Origin of the sequence: Streptomyces sp. NPDC059499 (assembly GCF_042749285.1) — a bacterium.
Lineage (GTDB): Bacteria > Actinomycetota > Actinomycetes > Streptomycetales > Streptomycetaceae > Streptomyces.
This window is the reverse complement of record NZ_JBHYTT010000003.1, coordinates 22753-46911: the sequence shown is the minus strand read 5'-3', so window position 1 is coordinate 46911 and position 24159 is coordinate 22753. Positions and strand designations below refer to the sequence as shown.

The 24159-nt window shown below is 71.0% G+C and carries 26 protein-coding genes; 6 read left to right on the top strand and 20 right to left on the bottom strand.

Annotated features, from left to right (window positions below; genetic code table 11):
- Window positions 1–3 precede the first annotated feature (3 nt).
- From ACFW9O_RS09035 to ACFW9O_RS09025, 3 genes are all read right to left on the bottom strand, one after another.
- The gene (locus ACFW9O_RS09035; RefSeq protein ID WP_351168261.1) at window positions 4–993 is read right to left on the bottom strand and encodes a hypothetical protein; all 990 of its coding nucleotides are present in this window, start codon (window positions 991–993) and stop codon (window positions 4–6) included.
- Window positions 994–1086: 93 nt separating this feature from the next.
- Complete coding sequence (locus ACFW9O_RS09030) at window positions 1087–2106, bottom strand: zinc-binding dehydrogenase (protein ID WP_384606735.1); 1020 nt, start codon at window positions 2104–2106, stop codon at window positions 1087–1089.
- Window positions 2103–3257 carry a mandelate racemase/muconate lactonizing enzyme family protein gene (locus ACFW9O_RS09025; protein ID WP_384606732.1) on the bottom strand — a complete coding sequence of 385 codons (1155 nt, stop codon included), beginning with the start codon at window positions 3255–3257 and terminating at the stop codon, window positions 2103–2105. Before ACFW9O_RS09025 ends, ACFW9O_RS09030 begins: the two co-directional genes overlap by 4 nt.
- Window positions 3258–3368: 111 nt before the next feature.
- On the opposite strand from ACFW9O_RS09025, the gene ACFW9O_RS09020 reads away from it, so the two are divergent.
- Together ACFW9O_RS09020 and ACFW9O_RS09015 are read left to right on the top strand one after the other, a co-directional pair.
- Complete coding sequence (locus tag ACFW9O_RS09020) at window positions 3369–4151, top strand: EI24 domain-containing protein (protein ID WP_384606729.1); 783 nt, start codon at window positions 3369–3371, stop codon at window positions 4149–4151.
- 13 nt (window positions 4152–4164) lie between these two features.
- Window positions 4165–4773, top strand: a complete 609-nt coding sequence (locus ACFW9O_RS09015; protein ID WP_384606726.1) for a LysE family translocator — start codon at window positions 4165–4167, stop codon at window positions 4771–4773.
- 16 nt (window positions 4774–4789) lie between these two features.
- Here ACFW9O_RS09015 and ACFW9O_RS09010 read toward each other — a convergent pair whose 3' ends face one another.
- Window positions 4790–5782 (bottom strand): aldose epimerase family protein, encoded by a 993-nt coding sequence (locus tag ACFW9O_RS09010; protein ID WP_384606724.1) that lies wholly within the window; start codon window positions 5780–5782, stop codon window positions 4790–4792.
- A gap of 11 nt (window positions 5783–5793) precedes the next feature.
- Window positions 5794–6705 carry an SGNH/GDSL hydrolase family protein gene (locus ACFW9O_RS09005; protein ID WP_384606721.1) on the bottom strand — a complete coding sequence of 304 codons (912 nt, stop codon included), beginning with the start codon at window positions 6703–6705 and terminating at the stop codon, window positions 5794–5796.
- A 362-nt stretch (window positions 6706–7067) separates the two neighbouring features.
- Here ACFW9O_RS09005 and ACFW9O_RS09000 point away from each other — a divergent pair, with 362 nt between their 5' ends.
- Window positions 7068–7562 carry a DUF3145 domain-containing protein gene (locus ACFW9O_RS09000; RefSeq protein WP_351168275.1) on the top strand — a complete coding sequence of 165 codons (495 nt, stop codon included), beginning with the start codon at window positions 7068–7070 and terminating at the stop codon, window positions 7560–7562.
- Window positions 7563–7826: 264 nt separating this feature from the next.
- Here ACFW9O_RS09000 and fabF read toward each other — a convergent pair whose 3' ends face one another.
- The 5 genes from fabF to ACFW9O_RS08975 all read right to left on the bottom strand — a co-directional run bounded on the left by fabF (window position 7827) and on the right by ACFW9O_RS08975 (window position 12699).
- Window positions 7827–9089: a beta-ketoacyl-ACP synthase II gene (gene fabF, locus ACFW9O_RS08995; RefSeq protein WP_351168277.1), complete on the bottom strand. Its 1263-nt coding sequence runs from the start codon at window positions 9087–9089 to the stop codon at window positions 7827–7829.
- A gap of 79 nt (window positions 9090–9168) precedes the next feature.
- A complete protein-coding gene (locus ACFW9O_RS08990; RefSeq protein ID WP_014045780.1) occupies window positions 9169–9417 on the bottom strand; it encodes an acyl carrier protein in 249 nt (82 codons plus the stop codon).
- A gap of 63 nt (window positions 9418–9480) precedes the next feature.
- The gene (locus ACFW9O_RS08985) at window positions 9481–10482 is read right to left on the bottom strand and encodes a ketoacyl-ACP synthase III (protein ID WP_351168280.1); all 1002 of its coding nucleotides are present in this window, start codon (window positions 10480–10482) and stop codon (window positions 9481–9483) included.
- A gap of 13 nt (window positions 10483–10495) precedes the next feature.
- Window positions 10496–11410 carry an ACP S-malonyltransferase gene (locus tag ACFW9O_RS08980; RefSeq protein WP_384607833.1) on the bottom strand — a complete coding sequence of 305 codons (915 nt, stop codon included), beginning with the start codon at window positions 11408–11410 and terminating at the stop codon, window positions 10496–10498.
- A gap of 89 nt (window positions 11411–11499) precedes the next feature.
- Complete coding sequence (locus tag ACFW9O_RS08975) at window positions 11500–12699, bottom strand: helix-turn-helix domain-containing protein (RefSeq protein ID WP_351168282.1); 1200 nt, start codon at window positions 12697–12699, stop codon at window positions 11500–11502.
- 81 nt (window positions 12700–12780) lie between these two features.
- Between ACFW9O_RS08975 and ACFW9O_RS08970 the strand changes: the two genes are divergently transcribed.
- Window positions 12781–13449, top strand: a complete 669-nt coding sequence (locus tag ACFW9O_RS08970) for a pirin family protein (protein WP_384607831.1) — start codon at window positions 12781–12783, stop codon at window positions 13447–13449.
- A gap of 13 nt (window positions 13450–13462) precedes the next feature.
- Here the strand turns inward: ACFW9O_RS08970 and ACFW9O_RS08965 are convergent, their stop codons facing one another.
- From ACFW9O_RS08965 to ACFW9O_RS08930, 8 genes are all read right to left on the bottom strand, one after another.
- Window positions 13463–14119 (bottom strand): response regulator, encoded by a 657-nt coding sequence (locus ACFW9O_RS08965; protein WP_384606717.1) that lies wholly within the window; start codon window positions 14117–14119, stop codon window positions 13463–13465.
- Window position 14120: 1 nt separating this feature from the next.
- Window positions 14121–15305 carry a sensor histidine kinase gene (locus tag ACFW9O_RS08960; protein WP_384606715.1) on the bottom strand — a complete coding sequence of 395 codons (1185 nt, stop codon included), beginning with the start codon at window positions 15303–15305 and terminating at the stop codon, window positions 14121–14123.
- Window positions 15306–15309: 4 nt separating this feature from the next.
- Window positions 15310–17514 (bottom strand): MMPL family transporter, encoded by a 2205-nt coding sequence (locus tag ACFW9O_RS08955; protein WP_384606712.1) that lies wholly within the window; start codon window positions 17512–17514, stop codon window positions 15310–15312.
- 110 nt (window positions 17515–17624) lie between these two features.
- A complete protein-coding gene (locus ACFW9O_RS08950) occupies window positions 17625–18029 on the bottom strand; it encodes a hypothetical protein (RefSeq protein ID WP_384606710.1) in 405 nt (134 codons plus the stop codon).
- An 89-nt stretch (window positions 18030–18118) separates the two neighbouring features.
- On the bottom strand, window positions 18119–18469 hold the full coding sequence (locus ACFW9O_RS08945; protein ID WP_384606708.1) for a hypothetical protein: 351 nt from the start codon (window positions 18467–18469) through the stop codon (window positions 18119–18121).
- A gap of 49 nt (window positions 18470–18518) precedes the next feature.
- On the bottom strand, window positions 18519–19217 hold the full coding sequence (locus ACFW9O_RS08940) for a 1,4-alpha-glucan branching protein (protein WP_384606705.1): 699 nt from the start codon (window positions 19215–19217) through the stop codon (window positions 18519–18521).
- 32 nt (window positions 19218–19249) lie between these two features.
- Entirely contained in the window at window positions 19250–19450 is a 201-nt protein-coding gene (locus ACFW9O_RS08935; RefSeq protein ID WP_384606702.1) for a DUF2191 domain-containing protein, read from the bottom strand.
- A gap of 112 nt (window positions 19451–19562) precedes the next feature.
- Window positions 19563–20384 carry a serine hydrolase domain-containing protein gene (locus ACFW9O_RS08930; RefSeq protein ID WP_384606699.1) on the bottom strand — a complete coding sequence of 274 codons (822 nt, stop codon included), beginning with the start codon at window positions 20382–20384 and terminating at the stop codon, window positions 19563–19565.
- 107 nt (window positions 20385–20491) lie between these two features.
- Between ACFW9O_RS08930 and ACFW9O_RS08925 the strand changes: the two genes are divergently transcribed.
- Together ACFW9O_RS08925 and ACFW9O_RS08920 are read left to right on the top strand one after the other, a co-directional pair.
- Window positions 20492–20947 carry a MerR family transcriptional regulator gene (locus ACFW9O_RS08925; RefSeq protein WP_351168299.1) on the top strand — a complete coding sequence of 152 codons (456 nt, stop codon included), beginning with the start codon at window positions 20492–20494 and terminating at the stop codon, window positions 20945–20947.
- Window positions 20948–20951: 4 nt separating this feature from the next.
- Entirely contained in the window at window positions 20952–21971 is a 1020-nt protein-coding gene (locus ACFW9O_RS08920; protein ID WP_384606696.1) for an aldo/keto reductase, read from the top strand.
- 46 nt (window positions 21972–22017) lie between these two features.
- Here the strand turns inward: ACFW9O_RS08920 and ACFW9O_RS08915 are convergent, their stop codons facing one another.
- Together ACFW9O_RS08915 and ACFW9O_RS08910 are read right to left on the bottom strand one after the other, a co-directional pair.
- A complete protein-coding gene (locus tag ACFW9O_RS08915; protein ID WP_384606694.1) occupies window positions 22018–22707 on the bottom strand; it encodes a response regulator in 690 nt (229 codons plus the stop codon).
- Window positions 22704–24092, bottom strand: coding sequence for a sensor histidine kinase (locus ACFW9O_RS08910; protein WP_384606691.1), 1389 nt, complete (start codon window positions 24090–24092; stop codon window positions 22704–22706). Before ACFW9O_RS08910 ends, ACFW9O_RS08915 begins: the two co-directional genes overlap by 4 nt.
- Between the last annotated feature and the right edge of the window lie 67 nt (window positions 24093–24159).

The window sequence follows — 24159 nt, the reverse complement described above, 5'->3', positions numbered from 1 at the left end:
GGGTCAGTCCTTCGGGGTGAGGGGGAACCGGTTGAGCCGGCCGGGAAGGCGGGAGCCGAGCGGCGACATGTCGCCGTCGGCACCGTGCCGGGCCAGCAGATCGAGGGCGAGGCGGCCGCGCCGGACGCGCTCGCGGGCGGAGTTCAGTGCGACGTCGCGCAGCTGATGGCCGTAGGGGTAGATGCCGGGGGTCCTGGAGAGGCCGAACTTCAGGTAGATGGGGGCGCCGCGGCGTACCAGCTCGGCCGCCTCGTACATCCGCACGTAGCCGCCGAGGTCGTCCGGTGCCTCGATGTAGAGGTCCATCGGGGCCCGGGAGACCCGGCGGATCTCGGTGAACTGGGCGAGCGACAGGTCGGACGGGATGTTGATCGAGTCCGCTCCGAGCTGCTCGAACACGGCGTACGAGGCGGGATTCACCGGTCCGATCAGTGCGGACACCTTGAACGTGGTGTCGGCCGGCAGGAGGCCCTGCTCACGCATCCGGTGCAGGGTCCACAGCACCCCCTCGTCGGCCACGAGCAGGCAGGTGACGCCCAGCCCGGTGGCGCGCAGGGCGTCCTCGACACAGCCGGCCAGGGCGTCGTGGCCCCGGGAGCGCAGCCCCGCGCCGCCGGAGTCGGTACGGACCGAGGCGCCGGTGTCCCAGGTGCCTCGCGGACCGGTGAACAGGCAGAGCTCGATGTCGCGTTCGGCGCAGCCCTCCACCATCTCGGTGATCTCCGCGTCCGTCAGCATCCAGATGCCGCTGCCCTGGCTGACGCGGTGCACGGGGACGCCGAGACGGGCGGACTCCTTCAGGACGACACCGAGAGCCTCCGGCCCCTCCACGGACGGCACCTCGGTGCGCCAGCTCCCGCCGTCGGGGAAGGAGTGGGGAGAGGCGTCGGCGGGGGACAGGGGCGCGGCGCCGAGTCCGAGCGCGGTGAGTACGGCGTCGCCGGGACGGCGCGGGCCGATGGCACCAGGGGAAGAGACTGAGACGTCGTTCACGACTGGTCCTTCATGTTCGGTATTTCGGACGAAGTTCGGATCATGGAGTGTGCGCCGGTACGCGCGGGACCGGAGCGGCTAAGGGCGGAACCGTCACGGGCGCAGCAGCACCTTCCCGGTCTCCGGACCCCCGGCGCCGACCAGCGCCACCGCCTCGGCGAACCGCTCCAGCGGGAACTCATGGGTGATCAGCGGCGCCGGATCGAGCAGCCCGGCCGTGAACGCCCGCACCGCGTACGACCAGGCGGCCGACGGTGCCCCGAAGACACTGCGCACGGTGAGCTGGCTCAGCGAGAGGTGCACAGGATCGATGCCCACGGCCCCCGGTGTGAACATCCCGGTGAGCACCACCCGCCCGCCGCGCCGTGCGAGCAGACACGCGTCGGCCGCGGTGGACGGGGCGCCGGCGGTCTCCACGACCAGGTCGTAGCGGCCCCGCACCTCCTCGGCCTCCTTCGGGGTGCGGGCCTCGCCCGCCCCGAAGTCCAGCGCCAGGAAAGCCCGTTCCTCCCGCAGGTCGATCACGGTCAGCTCCGAGGGCGACACCGCCGCCAGCAGCTGGACCGCGAGCAGCCCCAGCGTCCCCGCCCCCAGTACCGCGATCCGCTCACCGGGCTCGGGATCCCCGGCCCGCACCGCCGCCGCGATCACCGCGGCGGGCTCCAGCAGAGCCGCGGCCCGAAGGTCGGCGTCGTCGGAGAGCAGGTGCAGCAGCCGGGCCGGGACCACCACATGGTCGGCGAACGCGCCGGGCCGGGTGAACCCCGTCTCGTCGTACCCCTCCGTGCACAGGGAGGTCTCCCCGTACCGGCACCGCTCGCAGCGCCCGCAGGACCGGAAGCCCTCGGCGACCGTGCGCCGCTCGAGCAGCGCGGGATCGACACCCTCGCCCACCGCGTCGACGGTCCCCGACCACTCGTGACCGGGCACGAGCGGATAGCGGACATAGGCCGGGTCCCGGTGGCCGTCGTACACCTCGCGGTCGCTCATGCAGATCCCGGCCGCGGCGACCCGCACCCGGACCTCGCCGGGGCCCGGCTCCAGGAGGGGCCCCTCGGAGAGCCGGTGGCTGCCGGGCCGCTCGATGATCAACGAACGCGAGAGCGGGGTCACTTCGGCTGCCTCTTCTCCCAGCCGTCCGCCCACAGGTCGAACCGCGCCTGCTGCTGGGGGAATTCGGCAGCGGCGTCCACGTCCAGCTCCACGCCGAGCCCGGGGGCGTGGGAGAGTTCGAAACAGCCCGTGGCGGGATCGACGTGCGGTGCGCCCTTGACGACCTTCTTGATGTCGGCGTCCGCGAAGTCGTTGAAGTGCTCAAGGATCTTGAAGTTGGGTGTGCAGCCCGCCAGTTGGAGGCTGGCCGCCGTCAGCACGGAGCCGCCCACGTTGTGCGGGGCGATCAGCGTGTAATGGGTCTCGGCGGTCGCGGCGAGCTTGCGTGCCTCCAGGATGCCGCCGACGTGGCCCACGTCGGGCTGGATGATGTCGACGGCCTGCGACTCGAAGAGCTCACGGAACTCGGTCCGGTCGTGGATGCGCTCACCGGTCGCGATCGGCAGATCGACCTTCTCCGCCACCTTGCTCAGCGCCTTGAGGTTCTCCGGCGGTACCGGCTCCTCCAGCCAGGCGGGCTTGAAGGGTGCCATCTCATGGGCGATCCGCACCGCCGTCGACGGGCTGAACCTCCCGTGCATCTCCAGCATCAGCTCGGTGTCGGGCCCGATGGCGTCCCGTACGGCCTCGATCAGGGACACCGCGTACCGGGTCTCCTCCTGGCCGAGCTCGAAGTGCCCCGTACCGAAGGGGTCGATCTTCAGGGCGCGGTAGCCGCGCTCCACGACCGCCTGGGCCGCCTTGTGGTACGCCTCGGGGGTGCGCTCGGTGGTGTACCAGCCGTTCGCGTACGCCTTGACCCGGTCGGTTACCTTCCCGCCGAGCAGCTGCCAGACCGGGACCCCGAGGGCCTTGCCCTTGATGTCCCAGCACGCCATCTCGATGACCGCGATGCCGGACATCACGATCTCCCCGGCCCGCCCGAAGTCGCCGTACTTCATGCGGCGCACGAGGTCCTCCACCGCGAACGGATCGGACCCTGTGATGTGATTGGCCGAGGCCTCGCGCAGATATCCGAGCAGCGCGTCCGTGCGCCCCAGCATCCGCGTCTCGCCGACACCGGTGAGCCCCTCATCGGTGTGCACCTGGACATAGGTGAGGTTGCGCCAGGGCGTGCCGACGACATGCGTGCTGATTCCGGTGATACGCACGGCTGTTACCTCTCGACTGTTCGGTATTTCGTCACTCGTTCGAAATGCTGGCGTGACGGTAATGACGGGCCCGGGCCAGTGTCAATGGTTCGCACAAGTACGCTGACGCGTATGAGTGATCTCGGGGCGGGTTTCGGCTACTTGATAAAGGGACAGCGCTGGGCCTTCGGGCACGGCCGGTGGTTCGGATTCGGTCTGCTGCCCGGCCTCGTCACCCTCGTCGTGTACGCGGGCGCACTCATCGGACTCGGTTACGGCGCCGACGACTTCGTCGCCTGGGCCACCCCCTTCGCCGACGACTGGTCCTCGCCGTGGCTGGGGCTGCTGCGCAACACCCTGGTCGTCCTGGTCTTCGTCCTCGGACTGTTCCTGGCGGTCATCACCTTCACCGCGGTGACCCTCCTGGTCGGCCAGCCGTTCTACGAGTCGCTCTCCGAGGAGGTCGACCGCAGCGAGGGCGGCGAGGTGCCCGAGTCGGGGCTGCCGCTCTGGCGCGAGCTGTGGATCTCCGCCGGCGACTCCGTCCGCATCCTGCTGCGCGTCGCGCTGTACGGGGTACTGCTCTTCGCCCTCGGATTCGTTCCGGTCATCGGGCAGACGGTGGTCCCCGCCCTGGGGTTCTGCGTCACCGGCTACTTCCTCGCCCAGGAGCTCACCGCCGTGGCACTCCAGCGCCGCGGCATGGTCCTGAAGGACCGGCTCGTGATGCTGCGCGGGCGCCGCATGCTGGTGCTCGGCTTCGGTGTCCCGCTCGCCCTGTCCTTCCTGGTCCCGTTCGTCGCCGTCCTCCTGATGCCCGGAGCCGTCGCCGGGGCCACGCTGCTGGCCCGCGACCTCACGGCGCCCCCCGCCCAGCGCCCCGCCCCGTCGCCGTACACCCTCCACAAGGACTGAGGAGCAACCGGTCATGACCGAGATTCTCGCCGTCGCCCTCATCACCGTGCTCGCGGTCATCAGCCCGGGCGCGGACTTCGCGATGGTCGTCCGCAACAGCTACCTCTACGGCCGTCCGACCGGCCTGCTCGCGGCCACCGGAGTCGCGGCGGGCGTCCTGGTCCACGTCACGTACACCATGCTCGGCGTCGGCCTGCTGATCGCCTCGTCCACCGTCCTGTTCACCGCGATCAAGCTGGCGGGCGCGGCCTACCTCGTCTACATCGGCGTACGCACCTTCCTCGACCGCGGCGACCTCACCGTCGACCTGGGCGAGAAGCGAAGCCTGAGCGGACCCGGGGCCCTGCGCGCCGGCTTCCTCACCAATGTGCTGAACCCCAAGACCACGCTCTTCGTCGTGTCCACCTTCACCCAGGTCGTCGGCCCGGACACGGCCCTGTGGCAGCAGGCGGGCTACGGGCTGTTCATGTCGCTCGCCCACTTCGGGTGGTTCGGCCTGGTGGCCCTGTTCTTCTCCCACTCACACCTGCGCACCGCGATGCTGCGCCGCCAGAAGGCCCTCAACCGCACGATCGGCTCGGTCCTGGTCGGCCTCGGCGTCACCCTGGGCCTGGCCCGCTGAGCCGCCCACGGCGGCGTCAGCGCACCGAGAAGCCGTACACCGTCGTGGACACGAACTCCTCGCCCGGCCGCAGAACCGTGCTCGGGAACTCCGGACGGTTGGGGGAGTCGGGGAAGTGCTGCGTCTCCAGCGCGATCCCGGCGCACGCCACGAACGGCCGCCCCTCGAAGTGGTCGGCGGTGTACAGCTGCAGACCCGGCTCCGTCGTACGGACCGTCAGCAGTCTCCCCGAGCCGGCGTCGTACAGCTCGGCGACCGGCTCCTCGCCGGTCTCGTCGAGCACGTAGTTGGTGTCGTACCCCGGGCCCACCGGCTTCGGCTCCCGGAAGTCGAACCGGGTCCCGTCCACCGGAGCGAACTCGCCCGTCGGAATGGACTCGGCGTCCGACGGTGTGATCCGCCCGGCCGCGAGCCGCAGTTCGTGCCCGAGCGCGCTCCCGCTGTCCGCGCCGGCCAGGTTCCAGTACGTGTGATTCGTCAGGTTCACCACGGTCGGCGCGTCGGTCGTCGCCCGGTAGGCGATCCGCAGCGCCCCGCCCTCGTCCAGGGTGTACGTCACCGAAACCGCCAGCCGGCCCGGGAAGCCCTCCTCGCCGTCCTCGGCGACCAGGGAGAGCCGCACGCCGTCCGGTACCTCCTCGGCGTCCCACACCCGCTTGTCGAAGCCGCGCGTCCCACCGTGGACGTGGTTGCGGCCCTCGTTCGGCGTCACCCGGTGCGTCTGCCCGTCGAGGACGAAGGCGGCGCCCCCGATCCGGTTGGCGTACCGCCCGACCAGGGCGCCGAAGTAGGGACCGGTGTACTTCTCGTAGTCGGCGACGTCCGGCAGCCCGAGCGCCACGTCGGCCCGGGTGCCGTCCCGGCCGGGCACCTCCACCGACTGCACGACGGCGCCGTACGTCAGCACACGCACCCGGGTGCCGTCCCGCTCCAGGGTCCAGCGCCGTACGGCGGTGCCGTCCGCGAGGGTGGAGAAGTCTTCGCCGTGTGCCGCTGTACCCGTCGTCATGATCACGGACTTTACGCGGGGGGTCCGGCCGCGGTGACATTGCGGTAAGCGATCTCGGCCAGCCTGGCCTGGCCGTCACGGCCCGGGTGGAACCAGTCCCATTGGCTGAGCTGCTTGCCGGTGAACCGGTAGTCGAACACCGCCCCGCCGTCGTACCGGCAGCGCAGGTCCTTCGCGCAGACGTCCCTCAGGACCTCGTTGTACGCGACGACCCGCTCCTGCACCGCGTCGCGCCGAGCGACGGCCGCCGTGCCCATGTCGTCCGCGTCGCCCAGCATCGACCGGCAGATCCCGAGCTTCCAGATCTGCTTGCCCAGCGCGTTGCCCCGCCCGGTCGACCAGAGCCGTTTGAGGTCCGGCACGCTCGACACGTAGACCTGGGACTTCGGCGCCGCACCGCGCAACTGCCGCATCGACGCCTCGAACGAGGCCCGGAAGTCCGCCACCGGAGTCATCAGCCGTACCGAGTCCCGGCAGGCGTCATTGGCGCCGATCATCACCGTCACCAGATCCGGCCTCTCCTTCGAGGCCAGCGCCATCTGCTCCGGCAGCTGGGCCATCCGGGCTCCCGACACGGCATGGTTCCAGCTGTGCGAGGGCGCCTTCGCCGCGCCGAGCAGCCGTACCGCGAGGCTGTTGACCCCGACGTCCGTGCCGGTCGCCCACGACACCTCCGGGCAGTCGGCGAACACCGCGCAGGCGTCGAAGCCCCGGGTGATGGAGTCCCCCACGGCGGCGACGGACGCCGGGCTCACATCCCACACCCGTACCGGCGAGGGGGACGGGCTCTGCGGCCTGGCCGCGCCCTTCGTGGTCGCGGACGAACCACCGGTGCAGCCCGTCAGTGCGGCACCGAGGAACGAAAGGGCCGTCAGCACGGCGGCGGCACCGCGGACACGGCGACGTGACGAACACTCAGGCATCCCAGTCTCCCCTCCGGCCACACGGGTGATTGTGCCTCTGGCACAACCGACAGCCCCAGGTGGTGGGCCCGCGCGCCCTCGCGGGTGAATGCTGGGGGAATCATGGGCCCGGGACCGACGGTACGTCACACGCCCGGCCCCGGCGCACGGTAGCTTTTCCCCGTCGAACCAGTGACGCCTTGCCGGCCCGCATACGAAACGGGCAGCTCCGGTAAGTTATCTCACGTCACATACTGTCCCTTTTCAGGAGATTCACTCCCGATGCTGTTTACTGTTGACAACCTCGGGAGCCGGCCGGGAAGAGGCGGTACGGGCGCGAGGCCGCTGGGGAAGGCGAACCTCGTCCCACACTGGAGGTCCCGGTGACGACACGTGGAGTCCTGTACGTTCACTCCGCACCGCGCGCGCTGTGCCCGCACATCGAATGGGCAGTGGCGGGCGTACTCGGTGTGCGGGTCCAGCTCGACTGGATCAGACAGCCGGCCGCCCCCGGTACGTGGCGGTCCGAATTCTCCTGGAAAGGCAGAGCCGGAACCGCGTCCGAGCTCGCCTCGGCACTCCGTGGCTGGGACCTGCTCCGCTTCGAGGTGACGGCGGAGCCGTGCCCCACGGCGGAGGGCGAGCGCTACAGCTCCACGCCCGGCCTCGGCATCTTCCACGCGGTCACCGGCATGCACGGCGACATCCTGATCCCCGAGGACCGGCTGCGGGCCGCGCTGGCCCGGTCCGTGAGCGGCGAGACGGACCTGGAGGCGGAGGTCGCCAAGCTCCTGGGCAAGCCCTGGGACGACGAGCTGGAGTCCTTCCGTCACGCCGGAGAGGGCGCGCCCGTCCGCTGGCTCCACCAGGTGGTGTGACCGCGCCGTCCCGGCCGGGCCTGCCCAGGGACAGGCCCGGCTGAAACGTTTGTCCTCTCGGGGCCGGGCCCTGCGCCCCCGGTGCGTGGGCGCCCACCGGATCCGACGCATGCGCACCGGCGCGTCACCCACTCGGAGCGTCGAACGCTTGAGGGTCGGCATGGACGCGACGTCCGCGTGCACGCCGCGCGTCCCGAACGTGCTGCCCGCAATGCGGGAGGACCGCCTCCCGGGGTGGGAAGCGGGCCTCGCGGCAGTGACCGGTCAGACCGAGCGGAACGCCAGGACGACGTTGTGGCCGCCGAAGCCGAACGAGTTGTTGATCGCGGCGATCGGTCCCTCGGGCAGTGCCCTCGGCTCGCCGCGCACGACGTCCGCCTCGATCGCCTCGTCGAGGTTGTCGACGTTGATGGTCGGCGGCGCCAGCCGGTGGCGCAGCGCCAGCACCGTCGCCACGGTCTCGATGCCGCCCGCGCCACCCAGCAGGTGACCGGTCATCGACTTCGTGGCGGAGATCGCCACATGGTCCAGGTCGTCGCCCAGCACCGCACGCAGTGCCTTGATCTCGGCGATGTCACCCTGCGGCGTGGACGTGGCGTGCGCGTTCAGGTGCACGACCTCCGACGGCTTCAGGTCCGTGGCGTCCAGCAGGTTCTGCATCGCGGCGGCGATGCCCCTGCCGGTCGGCTCGGGCTGCGCGATGTGGTGGGCGTCCGCGGACAGGCCCTGGCCCAGCACCTCGCAGTAGACCTTGGCGCCTCGGGCGGCGGCGTGCTCCGCGGACTCCAGGATCACGACGCCGGCACCCTCGCCGAGGACGAAGCCGTCACGGCCCGTGTCGTACGGACGCGAGGCCTTCTCGGGCTCGTCGTTGCTCTTGGACATCGCCATCATGTTGGCGAACGCGGCGATCGGCAGCGGGTGGATCGCCGCCTCGGTGCCACCGGCGACGACCACATCGGCACGGCCGGTGCGGATCATCTCGACGGCGTACCCGATGGCCTCGGCACCCGACGCGCAGGCGGAGACCGGGGTATGGACACCGGCCTGGGCGTTGACCTCGAGGCCGACGTTGGCCGCCGGGCCGTTGGGCATGAGCATGGGAACGGTGTGCGGGGAGACGCGGCGTACGCCCTTCTCCTTCAGCACGTCGTACTGGTCGAGCAGGGTGATCACGCCGCCGATGCCGGAGGCGATGACCGAGCCCAGACGCTCGGGCTGGATCTTCTCGTCCTCACCGGCCTTGCCGGTGAAACCGGCGTCCGCCCAGGCCTCACGGGCCGCGATCAGCGCGAACTGCGCCGAGCGGTCCAGCTTGCGGGCGAGGGGGCGGGGCAGGACGTCGCCCGGGTCGACAGCCGCGAGGGCGGCGATCCGGACGGGCAGTTCGGCGAAACGTTCGCCCTCGAGGGGCTTGACGCCGGAACGACCGGCCATCAGACCTTCCCAGGTCGATGCGGAGTCGCCACCCAGCGGAGTGGTTGCGCCGATACCGGTGACGACCACGGTGCGATTGGTCGGGCTCACTGGAAAATCTTCTCCACGTGTAGAGGGTCGTGAATCAGCGGCGCCACCGCCGGGTGGCGACACACGGGACGGGCTGGGATCAGCCCTGGTGCTTCAGGATGTAGTCGGCAGCGTCGCCGACCGTCTTGAGGTTCTTGACGTCCTCGTCGGGGATCTTGACGTCGAAGCGCTCCTCGGCGGCGACGACGACCTCGACCATGGACAGCGAGTCGACGTCCAGGTCGTCGGTGAAGGACTTGTCCAGCTGGACGTCCTCGACCGGGATACCGGCGATCTCGTTGACGATCTCGGCGAGACCGGTGACGATCTCTTCCTGAGTGGCGGCCATGTTGGCGCTCCTTCGATGTGTTTCTACGGGGTTAGGGCGTACGGACCGAAAGGTCCGGTGTGCCTAGGGGAGGGTAACGACCGTCGCGGCGTAGACGAGACCCGCCCCGAAGCCGATGACGAGCGCCGTGTCGCCGCTCTTGGCCTGACCGGTCGCCAGAAGCCGCTCCATTGCGAGCGGAATCGAGGCGGCCGACGTATTGCCGGTGGTTTCCACGTCACGCGCGACCGTGACGTGCTCCGGCAGCTTGAGAGTCTTCACCATCGAGTCGATGATCCGCATGTTGGCCTGGTGCGGGATGAAGACGTCCAGGTCTTCCGGGGTGATCCCGGCCGCCTCCAGCGCCTGCTGGGCGACCTTGGCCATCTCGAAGACGGCCCAGCGGAAGACCGCCTGACCCTCCTGCGTGATCGCCGGGAACTTCTCGGGACGGTCGGCGTGGAAGACGTCCCACGCCACCGTCTGCTTGATCGTTCCGGATTTGTCGCCCTCGGAGCCCCAGACCGTGGGGCCTATGGCCGGCTCCTTGGCGGGGCCGACGACGACCGCACCCGCACCGTCGCCGAACAGGAAGGCCGTCGCGCGGTCCTCCAGGTCGGTGAGGTCGCTGAGGCGCTCGACACCGATGACGAGGACGTACTCCGCGGAACCCTCGACGATCATGCCCTTGGCGAGGGTGAGGCCGTAGCCGAAGCCCGCGCAGCCGGCCGAGATGTCGAAGGCGGCAGGCTTGCCCGCGCCGATCTTGTGGGCGATGTCGGTCGCGATCGCCGGGGTCTGCTGGAAGTGCGAGACGGTGGAGACGACCACGGCGCCGATCTGCTCGGGATCGATCCCGGCGTCGGCGATCGCCTTGCCGGCGGCCTCCACGGACATGGCCGACACGGTCTCCTCGGGGGAGGCCCAGTGACGGGTGGCGATACCGGAGCGGGAGCGGATCCACTCGTCGGACGAGTCGATCGTCTCGAGGATCACCTCGTTCGGCACGACACGGGTCGGGCGGTAGCCGCCGACACCCATGATCCGTGCGTACGGGGCGCCCTTGCTGGGCTTGATCTTCGACATGCTCTCGGGCTCCTTAGGCGCCTGCGTGCTCGGAGATGAGCGCGCGGGCCGCGTCGAGGTCGTCGGGGGTCTTGAGCGCGAGGGTCTTCACGCCGGGCAGCGCGCGCTTGGCGAGGCCGACGAGGGTGCCTCCGGGGGCGGCCTCGATGATGGCCGTCACCCCGAGCTCCTTGAAGGTCTCCATGCACAGGTCCCAGCGGACCGGGTTGGCGACCTGGCCGACGAGCCGCGAGATGACCTCGGCGCCGTCGGCGACCGTCTTCCCGTCGGCGTTCGACACGTACGTGACCTTCGGGTCGGCGACCGTCAGGGCACCGGCGGCGGCACGCAGCTTCTCCACGGCCGGAGCCATGTGGTGCGTGTGGAAGGCGCCGGCCACCTTGAGCGCGACCACGCGGCGCACACCCTCGGGCATGTCCTCGGTCAGGGCGGCGATCTGTGCCACCGTGCCCGCGGCGACGATCTGTCCGCCACCGTTGACGTTGGCCGGGGTGAGCCCCAGCTTCTCCAGATGAGGGACCGTTACGTCAGGGTCGCCGCCGAGCAGCGCGGCCATGCCCGTCTCGGTGACCGCGGCGGCCTCGGCCATGCCGAGCCCCCGGGTCCGTACGAAACGGAGCGCGGCCTCGTCGTCGATGACGCCGGCGAGCACCGCGGCGGTGATCTCACCGACGCTGTGGCCGGCGACGACGCCGGGCGAGGCGTCGAGGGCAGCCGCCGACAGGAGACCCGCGGCGACGAGCAGCGGCTGTGCCACCGCCGTGTCGCGGATCTCGTCCGCATCGGCCTTCGTGCCGTAGTGGGCAAGGTCGAGCCCGATGGCGTCGGACCAGGCCGCGATGCGGTCGGTGGCACCGGGGAGTTCGAGCCAGGGAGTCAGGAAGCCGGGCGTCTGAGCGCCTTGGCCGGGAGCGACGAGTACGAGCACACTCACACTCTCTCTTGTGGACGGCTCCTCACGCCCGTGGGGACAGGGACGAAGAACCGTCGGGGGAATTGTTGAAGTCCGACAAAAGTCTAGGACTGAGGATCTCCGGCGGCCAAGCGCCCCAGGATGAGGGCGATCCGCAGAGTGAACGCGGAGCGGACGTCGGAGGGGGACCAGCCGGTGACGTCGGTCACACGTCGTAGCCGGTAGCGCACGGTATTGGGGTGCACGAACAGCATTCTGGCAGCGCCCTCGAGGCTGCTCGCCTGCTCCAGATAGACACTCAGCGTCTCCAGTAGCGCCGAACCGGCCTCTTCGAGCGGTCTGTAGATCTCCTCCACCAACTGATCCCGCGCGGCGGGGTCTCCCGCCATCGCGCGCTCCGGAAGGAGATCGTCGGACAGTACCGGCCGCGGCGCGTCCTGCCACGCCGAGCACGCCTTGAGTCCGGCGGCGGCGGCCTGCGCGGACCGGGTGGCGGCGAGCAGGTCGGGCACCACCGGGCCGGCGACGACGGGACCGGCCGCATACGGGCCGATCAGGGACTTCGCGACGTTCAGCGGGTTGTCGCTGCCGCCCGCGATGACGACCAGGCGGTTGCCCAGCACCCCCGTCAGGACCTGCAGCTTGGCATGCCGGGCCGCCCGCCGGATCGCCTCCACGGTGAGCTCGCTGTCCCCGTCCGGAGCGGTGCCGAGGAGGACGCAGACGTGTTCGGGGGAGTTCCAGCCGAGAGCCGCGGCCCGTGACACGGCGCCCTCGTCGGCCTCGCCGGACAGCACCGCGTTCACCACGAGCGACTCCAGGCGGGCGTCCCACGCGCCGCGCGCCTCGGCGGCCTGGGCGTACACCTGGGCGGTCGCGAAGGCGATCTCCCGGGCGTAGACGAGAAGCGCCTCGCGCAGCACCGACTCGTCGCCGGGAGCCGCCACCTCCTCGATCGCGGTCTCCATCACCTCGATCGTCGTGCGCACCATCTCGACGGTCTGCCGCAGCGTGATCGCCCGGGTCAGCTCGCGCGGAGCCGTACCGAACACATCGGTGGAGATGGCCTGCGGCGCCTCCGGGTGCCGGAACCACTCGGTGAACGCGGCGATTCCGGCCTGGGCGACCAGACCGATCCAGGAGCGGTTCTCCGGTGGCATCGCCCGGTACCACGGCAGCGTCTCGTCCATGCGGGCGATGGCGTTGGCGGAAAGCCGGCCGGAGGCCTGCTCGAGCCGCTTCAGGGTCGCGGCGTGCAGATGGGCGGCGTTCGCGGCGGGCTGCTCAGGATCGGGTCGGGGCACGGACACAAGACTGCCTTATCGGGGCAGCGGTGCGGAGGGGCGGGGCCGCGGGTCGCTCCGCAGGGCTACCGTGGAGCCGTGATGGACGTACGCCGCTCCGGCGACCGCTTCCGCGGTGGGGACCCGGCCCCGGGTGTCTCCGTGGGCATCGAGACGCTGCACGCATTCTCCTTCGGGCGCTTCTACGACCCCGACAACCTGCGCTTCGGGCCGGTCCTCGCCTGCAACGAGGAGCGTCTCGCCCCGGGGGCCGGCTTCGACGAGCATCCGCACAGCCACACCGAGATCGTCACCTGGGTGGTCGAGGGCGAGCTCACCCACCGTGACTCGGCCGGCCACGCCACCGTCGTACGGGCGGGTGACGTCCAGCACCTGAGCTCGGCCGGCGGAGTGCGGCATGTCGAACGCAATGACGGGGAAAACCCGCTGACGTTCGTTCAGATGTGGCTGTCCCCGCTGTCACCCGGCGGGGAGCCCTCGTACACGCATGTCGCCGGGATCGCCGACTCCACCCCGTACGCCCTCCCGGAGGCGCGCGCGATGCTCCATGTCCGCAGGCAGGCCGAGGGCGAGCGCACCGCCGTGCCCGACGCGGCGGGCGTCTACGTCCACGTCGTGCGGGGCGAGGTGCGCCTCGACGGCGAGGAGCTGGCGGCCGGCGACTCGGCGCGGATCACGGAGTCCCGGGGGCTGGAACTGCTGGCTCTGACGGCCGCCGAGGTGCTGATGTGGGAGCTCGGGCAGGTGTGAGGGCGCGGCGGATTCACCGGCGTCCGTCCAGCAGCCCATGCTCAAGGGCTTTGACCACCGCGTGTGTACGGTCGCTGACGTCGAGCTTGGCGAAGACCCGCAGCAGATGCGTCTTCACCGTCGCCTCCGAGATGACGAGCCGCCGGCCGATCTCCACATTGGACAGTCCGTCGGCGACCGCGCCCAGCACATCCACCTCCCGCCTGGTCAGCGTCACCGGGGCGGGCCTGCGCATACGGGCGACCAGGCGCGCCGCGACCCGCGGGGCCAGGACGGTCTCGCCCCGGGACGCGGAATGGATGGCGTCCACCAGCTGCTCACGCGTGGTGTCCTTCAGCAGGTAGCCGACCGCGCCGGCCTCGACCGCCCGTTCGATCTCCGCGTCGGTGTCGTACGTGGTCAGGATCAGCACCCGGGTCCGGAAGCGGCCGGCGACGATCTCGGCGGTGGCACTCGTCCCGTCGAGGACGGGCATCCGCAGATCGACCAGCGCGACATCCGGCTCCAGCCGCTGGACGAGTTCTACGGCAGCCCGGCCGTCGTCGGCCTCGCCGACGATGTCGATGGTGGGCTCGTCGGCCAGCAGGGCCACCACCCCGGCCCGCATCACCGTGTGGTCGTCCACCACCACGACGCGGAGCCTGCTCCCGGGCACTGCGCTTGTTGTCATGTCAGACCTGCCCGTTCGTGGGAATCATGGCGAGGACGCGGGTGCCGTCGCCGACCGAGCTGGTGACGGTGAGCTCACCGCCCAGTTCGGCCAGTCGTTTGCGCATCCCGTTGAGCCCGAAGCCGTGGGAGTTCTCGGTCACGAAGCCGCGGCCGTCGTCGGTGATCTCCAGCTCCACGCCGTACGGCTGCGCCGTGAGCACCACCTCCACGGTGGAGGCCGCCGCGTGCTTGCGGATGTTGGCGAGGGACTCCTGCGTGCAGCGCAGGAGGGCGATCCGGGTCTGCTGGTCGCATGCGACGTCCGGCAGTTCCGAGGCGAGGCCGATCCCGGTGTCCTCCGTGAACCGGTCAAGGGTCCGGCGAAGGGTGTCCGCCACGGAGCCTGCGGCGACACCGCTCTGCGGCGCCGCACTGACGAGGACGCGTGCCTCGGCGAGGTTCTCGCGTGCGGTGTTCTCGATCGCGAGCAGCTGCCGCGCGCTCCTGGCGGGATCGGTCTCCAGGCCGGACCGGGCCGCCTCCGCGAGCACGACGATGGAAGCGAAGCCCTGGGCGAGGGTGTCGTGGATCTCCCGGGCGAGCCGTTCGCGCTCGTCCGCCGCACCCTGGCGCTTGTGTGCCTCGACCAGCCGGAGCCGGGCGCCCTCCAGCTCGGCGCTCAGCCGGCGGGCACGCGCGTCACCGTCCTCGGCGATACGGCGCAGCCCCAGCCCGATCAGCACGCCCGCCGCGTAGCCGATCAGCGTGAAGACGACGTTCCCGGTGAAGAACTCCCCGTCCCAGCCCTGCCGTACGACGTTGCCGGCCACCACTCCCGCGCACGCGAGGCCACTGACGGCGATCGCGGCCCGCGTGCTCGTGGCGTAGATCCAGAAGTGCGGCAACGTCACGACGAAGAGCGCCGCGCCACCGTCGAGCAGGTACGACATCGCGCCGAGGCCCACGACGAGTACGTACAGGTAAGGAAGCGGGCGCAGGACGGGGTTGCCCGGGAACAGCCCCACCGCTCCGTAACACAGCGCGAGCACGGCCAGCAGCGCCAGCGTCGGGTACCTCGTCGTCCCGGGTGCGTCCGCGACCGCGATGGCCGGAGGCACCACACCCAGCAGCACCCACAGGACGGCGTTCCACCGGTGCAGCGACGGTACGGGCAACTCGTCCTCGGGCTCCGGCCGTTGATCCATCGCGTCAGCCTACTTTTTCCAGCGGCGCGGCGTCGGGGAACCCGTCCCGTGCACCGCGCGCGGGGCGGGCCGGCCACCAGGCGCGCTCGCCGAGGAGCAGCAGGACCGACGGCAGGACCATGAGGCGGATGACCACGGCGTCCAGGAGGACGGCCACGGCCAGACAGAATCCCATCTGCTTCATCTCGGTCAGGTGCAGGGCCACGAACGCACCGAACACCGTCACCATCACGATCGCCGCGCTCGTCACCACCTTGGCCGAGCGCTCGATGCCCTCCAGCACCGCCTCGCGGGCGGACATGCCGTTCTGCCTGGCCTCCTGGATCCGGCTGACCACGAACACCTGGTAGTCCATCGACAGGCCGAAGAGGATCACGACGAGGAACAGCGGCACCCTGGACGCGATAGCGCCGAGCGAGTCGAAGGCCAGAAGACCCTCCGCCCACGTCCCCTGGAAGAACAGGACCAGCATGCCGAGCGAGGCACCGGCGGACAGCATGTTGAGCACGACGCCGACGAGGCCGATGACCACCGAGCGGAACGCCCATACCGTCATCAGGAAGGTCATCAGCAGCAGGAACCCGATGACCAGCGGCAGTTTGGCACTCTCGTGCGCCACGTAGTCGCGGCCCCGGGCCACGTCGCCGCTCACCCCCGTCTCCACGTCGGGCAGTTGGCCGACCGTCGCGGGGATGTGGTCCTGGCGGAGGTGGACGAGTGACTCGATCGCCTCGGCGGAGGGCGCGGGGAACGGGACCGCGAGTTCCAGCACACTGATCCTGCCGTCGGCCGACGTCCGCACCGTCGGCTCGGTGTCCCCGGCGAACAGCGGGTCGGCCTGGGCGCGGCGGCCGAGGTCCGCCAGAGCCTGCTTGACCTGTGCGGCCCGCTCGGGGGCCGAGCGAACGACCACCTCGTGCTTGACGAAGAGTTCGGGGAAACTCCCGGTCAGCCGGTCGTAGACCTGCATGGCCGGGATGTCGCGGGAGAAGGTGTCCTTGCCCGGGTCGATGAGCTTCAGTCCGAGTGCCGGCGCGGCCAGGCCGAGCATGACGAGGACCGACAGGCACAGGGTGAGGGCGGGGCGGGTCCGGGCGGGCCGCAGGAGGGCGCCGAACATCCTCCCGGTCTCCGGCTTCGCCGCAGGGGCCGGCTTCCCGCGCTTCGCCCGGCGGGCGGCCTTGCGGGAGGCGAGGCGTTCGGTCCGGTGGCCGATCTTGACCAGCAGTGCGGGGAGCACCGTGAGCGAGCTGGCCACGGCGACCGCCACGACGAGGATGGTGCCGGTCGCCAACGAGGAGAAGATGACGTCGGTGGCCAGATACAGGGTGGCCGTGGAGACGATCACGGCGAGGCCCGAGATCGCGATGGCCCGGCCCGCGGTCGCCGCCGCCAGCTCCACGAGGGCTTCCGAACTCAGCCGGCCGCCTGCGCGTGCCCGTTCCTCACGTTCACGCTTGAGGTAGAAGAGCGTGTAATCGACGCCCACCGCCAGGCCGATGAGCAGGATGAGGTTCATTCCGACCCCGGCGTCGGGGAGAAGGTGCGAGGCGACCATCGACAGCCCGATGGCCGCGGCGATCGAGGAGAGAGCCAGCAGAAGCGGCACACCAGCCATGATCACCGAGCCGAACACGGCCAGCAGTGTGATGACGGTGACGGGCAGGCTGATGCGTTCGGAGAGGGCGAGATCCTCCCCGCGCTGGTCGTTGACGCCCTTGCTGATGGCGGGGGACCCGGTCTCCTCCACGACCAGGTCCGGGTGGCTCGCGCCGACCGCCGCCGTCTGCTCCAGGAGCGGCACGACCTTCTTCCTGCCCTCCAGCTCGGGGCCGTTCAGGACCACCGAGACCAGCAGGACCTTGCCGTCCTTCGAGCGGACGGGAGCCGCCACGCTCTCCACCTCGGGCAGGTCCCGCATCCGCTCGGTCACGTCCTGGGCCGCCGAACCGGCCGCGGCCATGTCCAGCGGTCCGGACCTGGCCCGGATCATGATCCGCTCGGTGGGCGAGCGCTCCAGGCCGCCTTCGGTCGCCATCGCCTCGGCGCGTCCCGCCTCACCGACCCAGAAGTCCTCGGTGGTGGCTGCGTTGCTGCCGACCGCGATGCCGGCTCCGAGGCACAGGACGACGAACGCGAACCAGCCGGCGATCGCCCGCCATGCGTGCCGGGCGCTCCATCGGGCCATGCGTACAGGTAGTTGTCTCATGCCGGAAATCCTGGCCGCAGGGGTACCGCGCCCGGCACGTCCTGCCGGTTGAACCTCTTGTCCACCGGTCGGTGGACAAGGGGCTGGGGCCACCCCTGCCCGCAGGGAACCTAAGCCTTGGTGTCGCTGGGCCTGTCCAGCTCACGCATCGCCTCGCCGTGGGCGCTCATCCGGCGCGTGACCGTGCCGGTGGTGAAGAGCGCCGAGCCGACGACCGACACCGGCAGGGACAGGGCGAGCAGGGCCACGGCCTCCGGCCAGTCGCGTTCGTCCGCGCAGTAATCCCCGTGGAACAAGCCCTGGTTGGCGGTGCCGCGGTCGGTGAAGAGCCGCGACTCGCATTCCTGCGGATACTGGTCGTCGGGCTCCTCGTCGACCGTGTACGGGGTGAGCAGCAGCACGGCACACCACACCCACAGCAGCGCGGCCAGGGACAGCAGGCCCAAGCCCCACGTGCGTATTCGGGTCGCCCGGTCGCGGAAATCCAGGTCGTACTCGCGTGATCGTGATCGCATAGCCGCCGAATCTAGCGGAGCCCGTCCGGGAAGGTCCGCCGCGGTGGCTGCCGACCGGCGGGAAGGGCCCCGGGTGGTGGTCGCCGCGGTCAGCACCGGCGATGCCACCAGGCCGACTCCGCGTCCGCCGCGGGATCGTGGTGCGTCCGGCCGAGCAGCACCTCGTCCAGGCGCTCGACCCGCGACCGGAGTTGTGACGAGGCTCTCGACGGCAACAGGGACAGAGCTTCCTGCAGCGTGTCCCGGGCCCAGCCCCCGCCGCAGCACGGGCAGGTGAACTCGGCCTCCCACGGTCTCCACCGGCGTTCGGTTCCGTGGACATGGGCGGACCACACGCTCAGTGCGACCGACACGAGGCCCGGAGTCAGCCGCTCCCGTTCGAGCACGCGGACGGCTGCGTTCGCGGCCCCCGACAGGCCGGGAACATCGCGGTAGCGCACCCAGGGCGCGCTCCAGCGGCGTTCCCGCTGCCGAAGGGATGCCGGTCTCCTACGAGGCACGGCCCCTTCGCGCATCCCGCCGCGCCCTGTCGTCCGTGTGCAGGACGGCGAACAGCCCCCGGGCGCGGGTGCCGTCCACCGTGCTCCAGGAACCGGAGACGTGACCCGCCGCTTCCCGCAGGAGCGAGGGTGAACCGTCCTCGGCGGGCCGCAGGACCCGGTGCAGACGGATGGCCGCGCCGGGCCGGCCCACCAAGGTGGTGCCTTCCCGGTCGTCCGTGGCCGTGGTGGCGGTGAAGTCCGTGGAGGCCGGTCCCTCACCGGTGAAGGAGCAGGTCACGTCCCGGTCGGGGGTGTGGCTGGTGTTCTGGTCCTGGGCCTGTACCCGGCCCTCGACCAGGGCGACGAACTGGGCGACCAGCACCGGGTCGTGGCAGCCGTCGTAGGCCCAGCGCCGTCCCAGCACCCCGTGCTCCATGGTGCCGACGAGAGCGTGCTCCGCCCCGTCGAGCGGGGCGCCGCGATAGGCGAGCGGTACCAGGTAGGCGGTGGGGTGAGGGCCGCAGGTGTCGGTGACCACGAGGAACTCGATCCCCACCTCGCCCCGCGGGTCGTCCAGCCGGAAGCCGCCGGACCTGGCCAGCTCCGGTTCGCCCGCGCCGCCCCGGTACCACGGGCGGGAGGGGAGCCAGGAGGTGAGCAGCTCCAGCTTCGTCGGTGCGAGGGCGGTGCGGTGGATGACGGCCATGCCGAGATTTCTCTCCCCTTGAATCGCGGTGGTCAGCCCTGAGGGTCCTGCGGTTTGACCTGGACCTCACGCAGGTTCTGGTCCCTGAGCTCGGTGCGTGACTCGGTGCGGTGCCCCCGGGCGATGTAGTCACGCACGACCGCTTCGACCGCGTCCTGGGGCGAGCCGACCCCGGCCAGGACCATCACCTCCACCACGAGTTCGGCATCGAGACTGATGCTGACCTTGGCCACGAGCGGCCCCCCTTCGTCGGTCGGGGACTCTAACAGCCGTACAGCGGCGTCTCGTTCCCGCCGCTGTCCTTCGCGCAGGACGACAACAGGGTGGACATCGCCCGGTACGGCACTAGTTACCGGCCCCCAGCTCCTGGAGCACCGCGTCGGTGAACGGGGTCCAGACCTCGGCGGCCCACGGGCCGAAGGCACGGTCGGTCAGGGCGACACAGGCCGCGCCCGCCGCCGGGTCGATCCACAGGAACGTGCCGGACTGGCCGAAGTGGCCGAAGGTCGCGGGGGAGGAGGAAAGGCCCGTCCAGTGCGGGGACTTGGAGTCGCGGATCTCGAAGCCGAGCCCCCAGTCGTTGGGGTTCTGGTGGCCGTAGCCCGGAAGTACGCCCTTGAGGCCCGGGTGCACGACGGTCTGCGCCTCCAGCACCGTACGCGGGTCCAGGAGCCGGGGCGCCTGCACCTCGGTGACGAAGCGGACCAGGTCGTCGACGGTGGAGACGCCGTCCTTGGCGGGTGAGCCGTCCAGCGTGGTGGCCGTCATGCCCAGCGGTTCCAGGACCGCCTGGCGTACGTACTCGGGGAAGGGGATCCCGGTGGTCTTGGCGATGTGGTCGCCGAGCACCTCGAAACCCGCGTTGGAGTACAGCCGGCGGTTGCCGGGAGGGGCGGTGACACGGTGCTCGTCGAACGCGAGGCCGCTGGTGTGCGCGAGGAGGTGGCGGACGGTGGACCCCTCGGGGCCGGCCGACTCGTCCAGCTCGACCGCGCCCTCCTCGTACGCCACCAGCGCCGCGTACGCCGTGAGCGGCTTGGTGACGGACGCGAGCGGGAAACGGTGCGCGGTCGGGCCGTGCGCACCGGAGAGGGTGCCGTCCGCTCGTACGACAGCCGCCGCCGCGGTGGGGACGGGCCAGTTCTCGATCATCGCCAGGCTCTGCATGCATATGAGCCTAAGGCCGGCCTCCGCATGCCCCGGTCGGCCCGAACCGAAGAACGTCACCGAATCCGCTTGCTTGGAGTGCACTCCAAGGTTCTAGCGTGGAGGGTATGACGGTGATGGCAAGCACATCCGCACGGACCGAGACCTGCGCCTCGGCCCCCCAGGCGCATCCGCGCCCCGAGGGCCGGGACCGCTACACCATCAGTGAGGTCGTCGCCTTCACGGGACTCACCGCGCACACCCTGCGCTGGTACGAGCGGATCGGGCTGATGCCGCACGTCGACCGTTCGAACACGGGCCAGCGCCGCTTCAGCAACCGCGACCTGGACTGGCTGGCGTTCGTCGGCAAGCTCCGGCTGACCGGAATGCCGGTCGCGGACATGGTCAGGTACGCGGAACTGCTGCGCGAGGGCGAGCACACGTTCGAAGAGCGGCAGGAGCTCCTGGAGGCGACCCGACGCGACGTGAAGACGCGGATCGCGGAGCTCCAGGACACCCTCGCCGTGCTCGACTTCAAGATCGACTTTTATGCGGGCGCCCGTGCGGCGTCGGAAAGGCCCTGAGGACATGAGCGACAACAGCACCGGCCGGATCGCGACCGTGGAGCTCGGCGGCGGCCCCCGGGTCGGCGTCCAGGGGCTCGGGTGCATGGGGATCAGCGAGTTCTACGGCGACACCGACGAGGCAGCCGCCCGGGACACCCTGGAAGCGGCGCTGGAGGCGGGCGTCACCCTCTTCGACACCGCGGACGTCTACGGGCGCGGCGCCAACGAGACGTTCCTCGCCCCCTTCGTCGCCGCGCACCGCGACGAGATCACGCTGGCCACGAAGTTCGCCATCGAGCGGACCGACGACCCGCACTACCGCGGGGTGCGCAACGATCCCGCGTACATCCGGCAGGCCGTCGAGGACAGCCTGCGCCGGCTCGGAACCGACGTCATCGACCTGTACTACATGCACCGCCGCGACCCGCTCGTCCCGCTCGCCGAATCGGTCGGCGCCATGGCCGAACTGGTGCGTCAGGGCAAGGTCAAGCAGCTCGGGCTGAGCGAGGTGACCGGGGCGGAGCTCCGTGAGGCGCACGCCGTGCACCCGATCGCCGCCCTGCAGTCCGAGTGGTCGCTCTTCAGCCGGGACGTGGAGCGCAGCGCCGTGGGGGCGGCCGTGGAGCTCGGAGTGACCTTCGTGCCGTACTCGCCGCTCGGCCGCGGCTTCCTGACCGGGGCGTTCGCCGACGCGGGCAAGGACCTGTCACAGGGCGACTTCCGCAAGCACCAGCCACGCTTCACCGGCGAGAACGCCAGGACGAACGCGGCCCTGCTGGAGCCCGTCCACAAGATCGCGGCGGCGCACGGCGCGACGGCCGCGCAGGTCGCCCTCGCGTGGGTGCAGCAGCGCGCCGAGGTACACGGACTGACCGTGGTGCCGATTCCCGGAACGCGTAGGCGCAGCCGTCTGCTGGAGAACACCGGGGCGACCCGGCTGACCCTGACCGGGCAGGAACTGGCGCGGTTGGAGCCCATCGCGGGGCAGGTCGCGGGGGACCGCTACCCGGACATGAGCAGCACCTCGACCGCACGCGAGTAGCCGCCGCGCGGGGGCGCGCCCGGGGCGCGGCACGCACGTGTCCCGGTCACGCCTCCGCGGCTCCCGGCGTCACCAGTCCGGACTCGTAGGCGAAGATCACCGCCTGTGCCCGGTCCCGCAGATCGGCCTTGGCGAGAATCCGTGAGACGTGTGTCTTCACCGTCTGCTCCGCGACCACCAGCCGGCCCGCTATCTCCTGGTTGGACAGGCCGCGGGCCACCAGTTCGAGCACCTCCGTCTCGCGCGGCGTCAGCCCCCGCAACCGCAGTGCGGGGCCGCTCCGGAAGGCTCCGGACGGCCGCTGGCGTGCGAAGTCCGCGATCAGCCGACGGGTCACGGACGGTGCGAGCAGCGCGTCCCCGGCGGCCACGACGCGTACCGCGGAGATCAGGTCGGCCGGCGGCGCGTCCTTCAGCAGGAAGCCGGAGGCCCCGACGCGCAGCGCCTCGTACACGTAGTCGTCCACGTCGAAGGTGGTCAGCATCAGCACCTTCGGCCGGTGGGACTCCCCGGCGGACGGGGACAGCAGCTCGCGCGCCGCGGCGAGCCCGTCCATCTCCGGCATCCGGACGTCCATCAGGACCACGTCCGGGCGCAGACTGCGGCTGACCTCGATGCCCCGCAGACCGTCCGGCGCCTCTCCCACCACATCGATGTCGCTCTGGGCCGACAGAAGCGCGGCGAACCCCGCCCTGACCATGGCCTGGTCGTCAACGATGATCACGCGGATGCTCAAGAGTCCTCCGAGGCCGGGGAATTCGACGGGACCGGACGGCCGGACAGCGGAAGCCGCGCGGCGACCCGGAAGCCCCCGTCGGGCAGCGGGCCGGTGTCCAGCGTGCCGCCGGTCAACCGCACGCGTTCACGCATCCCGACCAGCCCATGCCCCGTCCCGGCCGTTTCCAGCGGCGAACCGGGGCGCTGCGCACGGTCGTTGACGACCAGGACCGTCACGTACCCGTCGGCTGTCGTGACCGAGACCCGGGTGCGCGCCCCGGGCGCGTGCCGGACCGCATTGGCCAGGGCCTCCTGCACGATGCGGTACGTGGACAGGTCGACGGCCTGGGACAGGCCGTCCCCCACCGCCTTCGGTACCCGGCCACCCATCGAGAGCTCCACGGGAAGCCCCGACCGCACCGTGGCCTCCACCAGCTGCTGTATCCGGGCGATCCCCGGCTGGGGTGCCCGTTCCCCGTCCGTACCGTCGCTGCGCAGCACCGAGAGCAGCCGCCGCATCTCCGTCAGTGACTCACGCGCACTCGATGCGATCGCCTCGAACTCCGCGCGCGCCTCCTCGGGCAGCCCGCCGATCCGGTACGGGGCCGAGTCGGCCTGCACCGTGATCACGGACATGTGGTGGGCGACCACGTCGTGGAGCTCCCGGGCGATCCGGGTCCGTTCCTCCAGGAGCGTCCGCCCGGCACGCTCGGCCTCACTGATCGTCTCCTGCTCGACGAGCCTGCGCTGCGCGTCGCCCCGTTCCCGCAGCGCCGCCGCGACGACCAGCACCACCGCGCCGAGGACGATCAGCAGCACGGCACTGCCGTTGCTGCGGTCGGGCGCGATCACGTGCAGCAGCAGGCCCGCCGCGCCCGTCATCAGCCAGACGGCCACCAGGGTCCTCCGGGGCTCGCGCAGGCCCACCGCGAACAGCACGAAGAGGTAGCCGATGATCACCGGGGGCGTCCAGGGCCAGATGGTGTCCGCCCGGTCCATGACCGCTGCCGGCAGCGGTCGGACGCCGAACTCCACGGCCGTGGGCCGCAACAGGACCAGGGCGCCGAAGACGTCCGCGCCGAAGACGATCCACCAGGCCTGCAACGGCCGGTGCGCCAGCATCAGCAGCGGTGCCGCCTGAGCGACGGCGAGCACCCCCGCCGTACCGCCCCCCAAGCCGTATTCCGAGACCAGGACGTTGTACGTGACGGGGACGAACAGGAGGGTGAGGAGAGCGACGGCCACGTACGGCACGAGCCGCTGCCGACGCCTCGGGGCGTCCGCGAGGAGCGGGACCGGCGGGTGGGAGGGGTGGGACAGCGCGTGGGCGAACCCGCGCAGATGACGGCCGGCGGCGCTCAGCAGGCCGTCGGCGGGCTCGGGGTGACCGGGGGAGGTGGACATCGCCCGTTCAGCCTAGGCAGCGGGCCGGTGCGTGGCGTCATACCCTGGTGCTGTTGCGGGGCGGGGT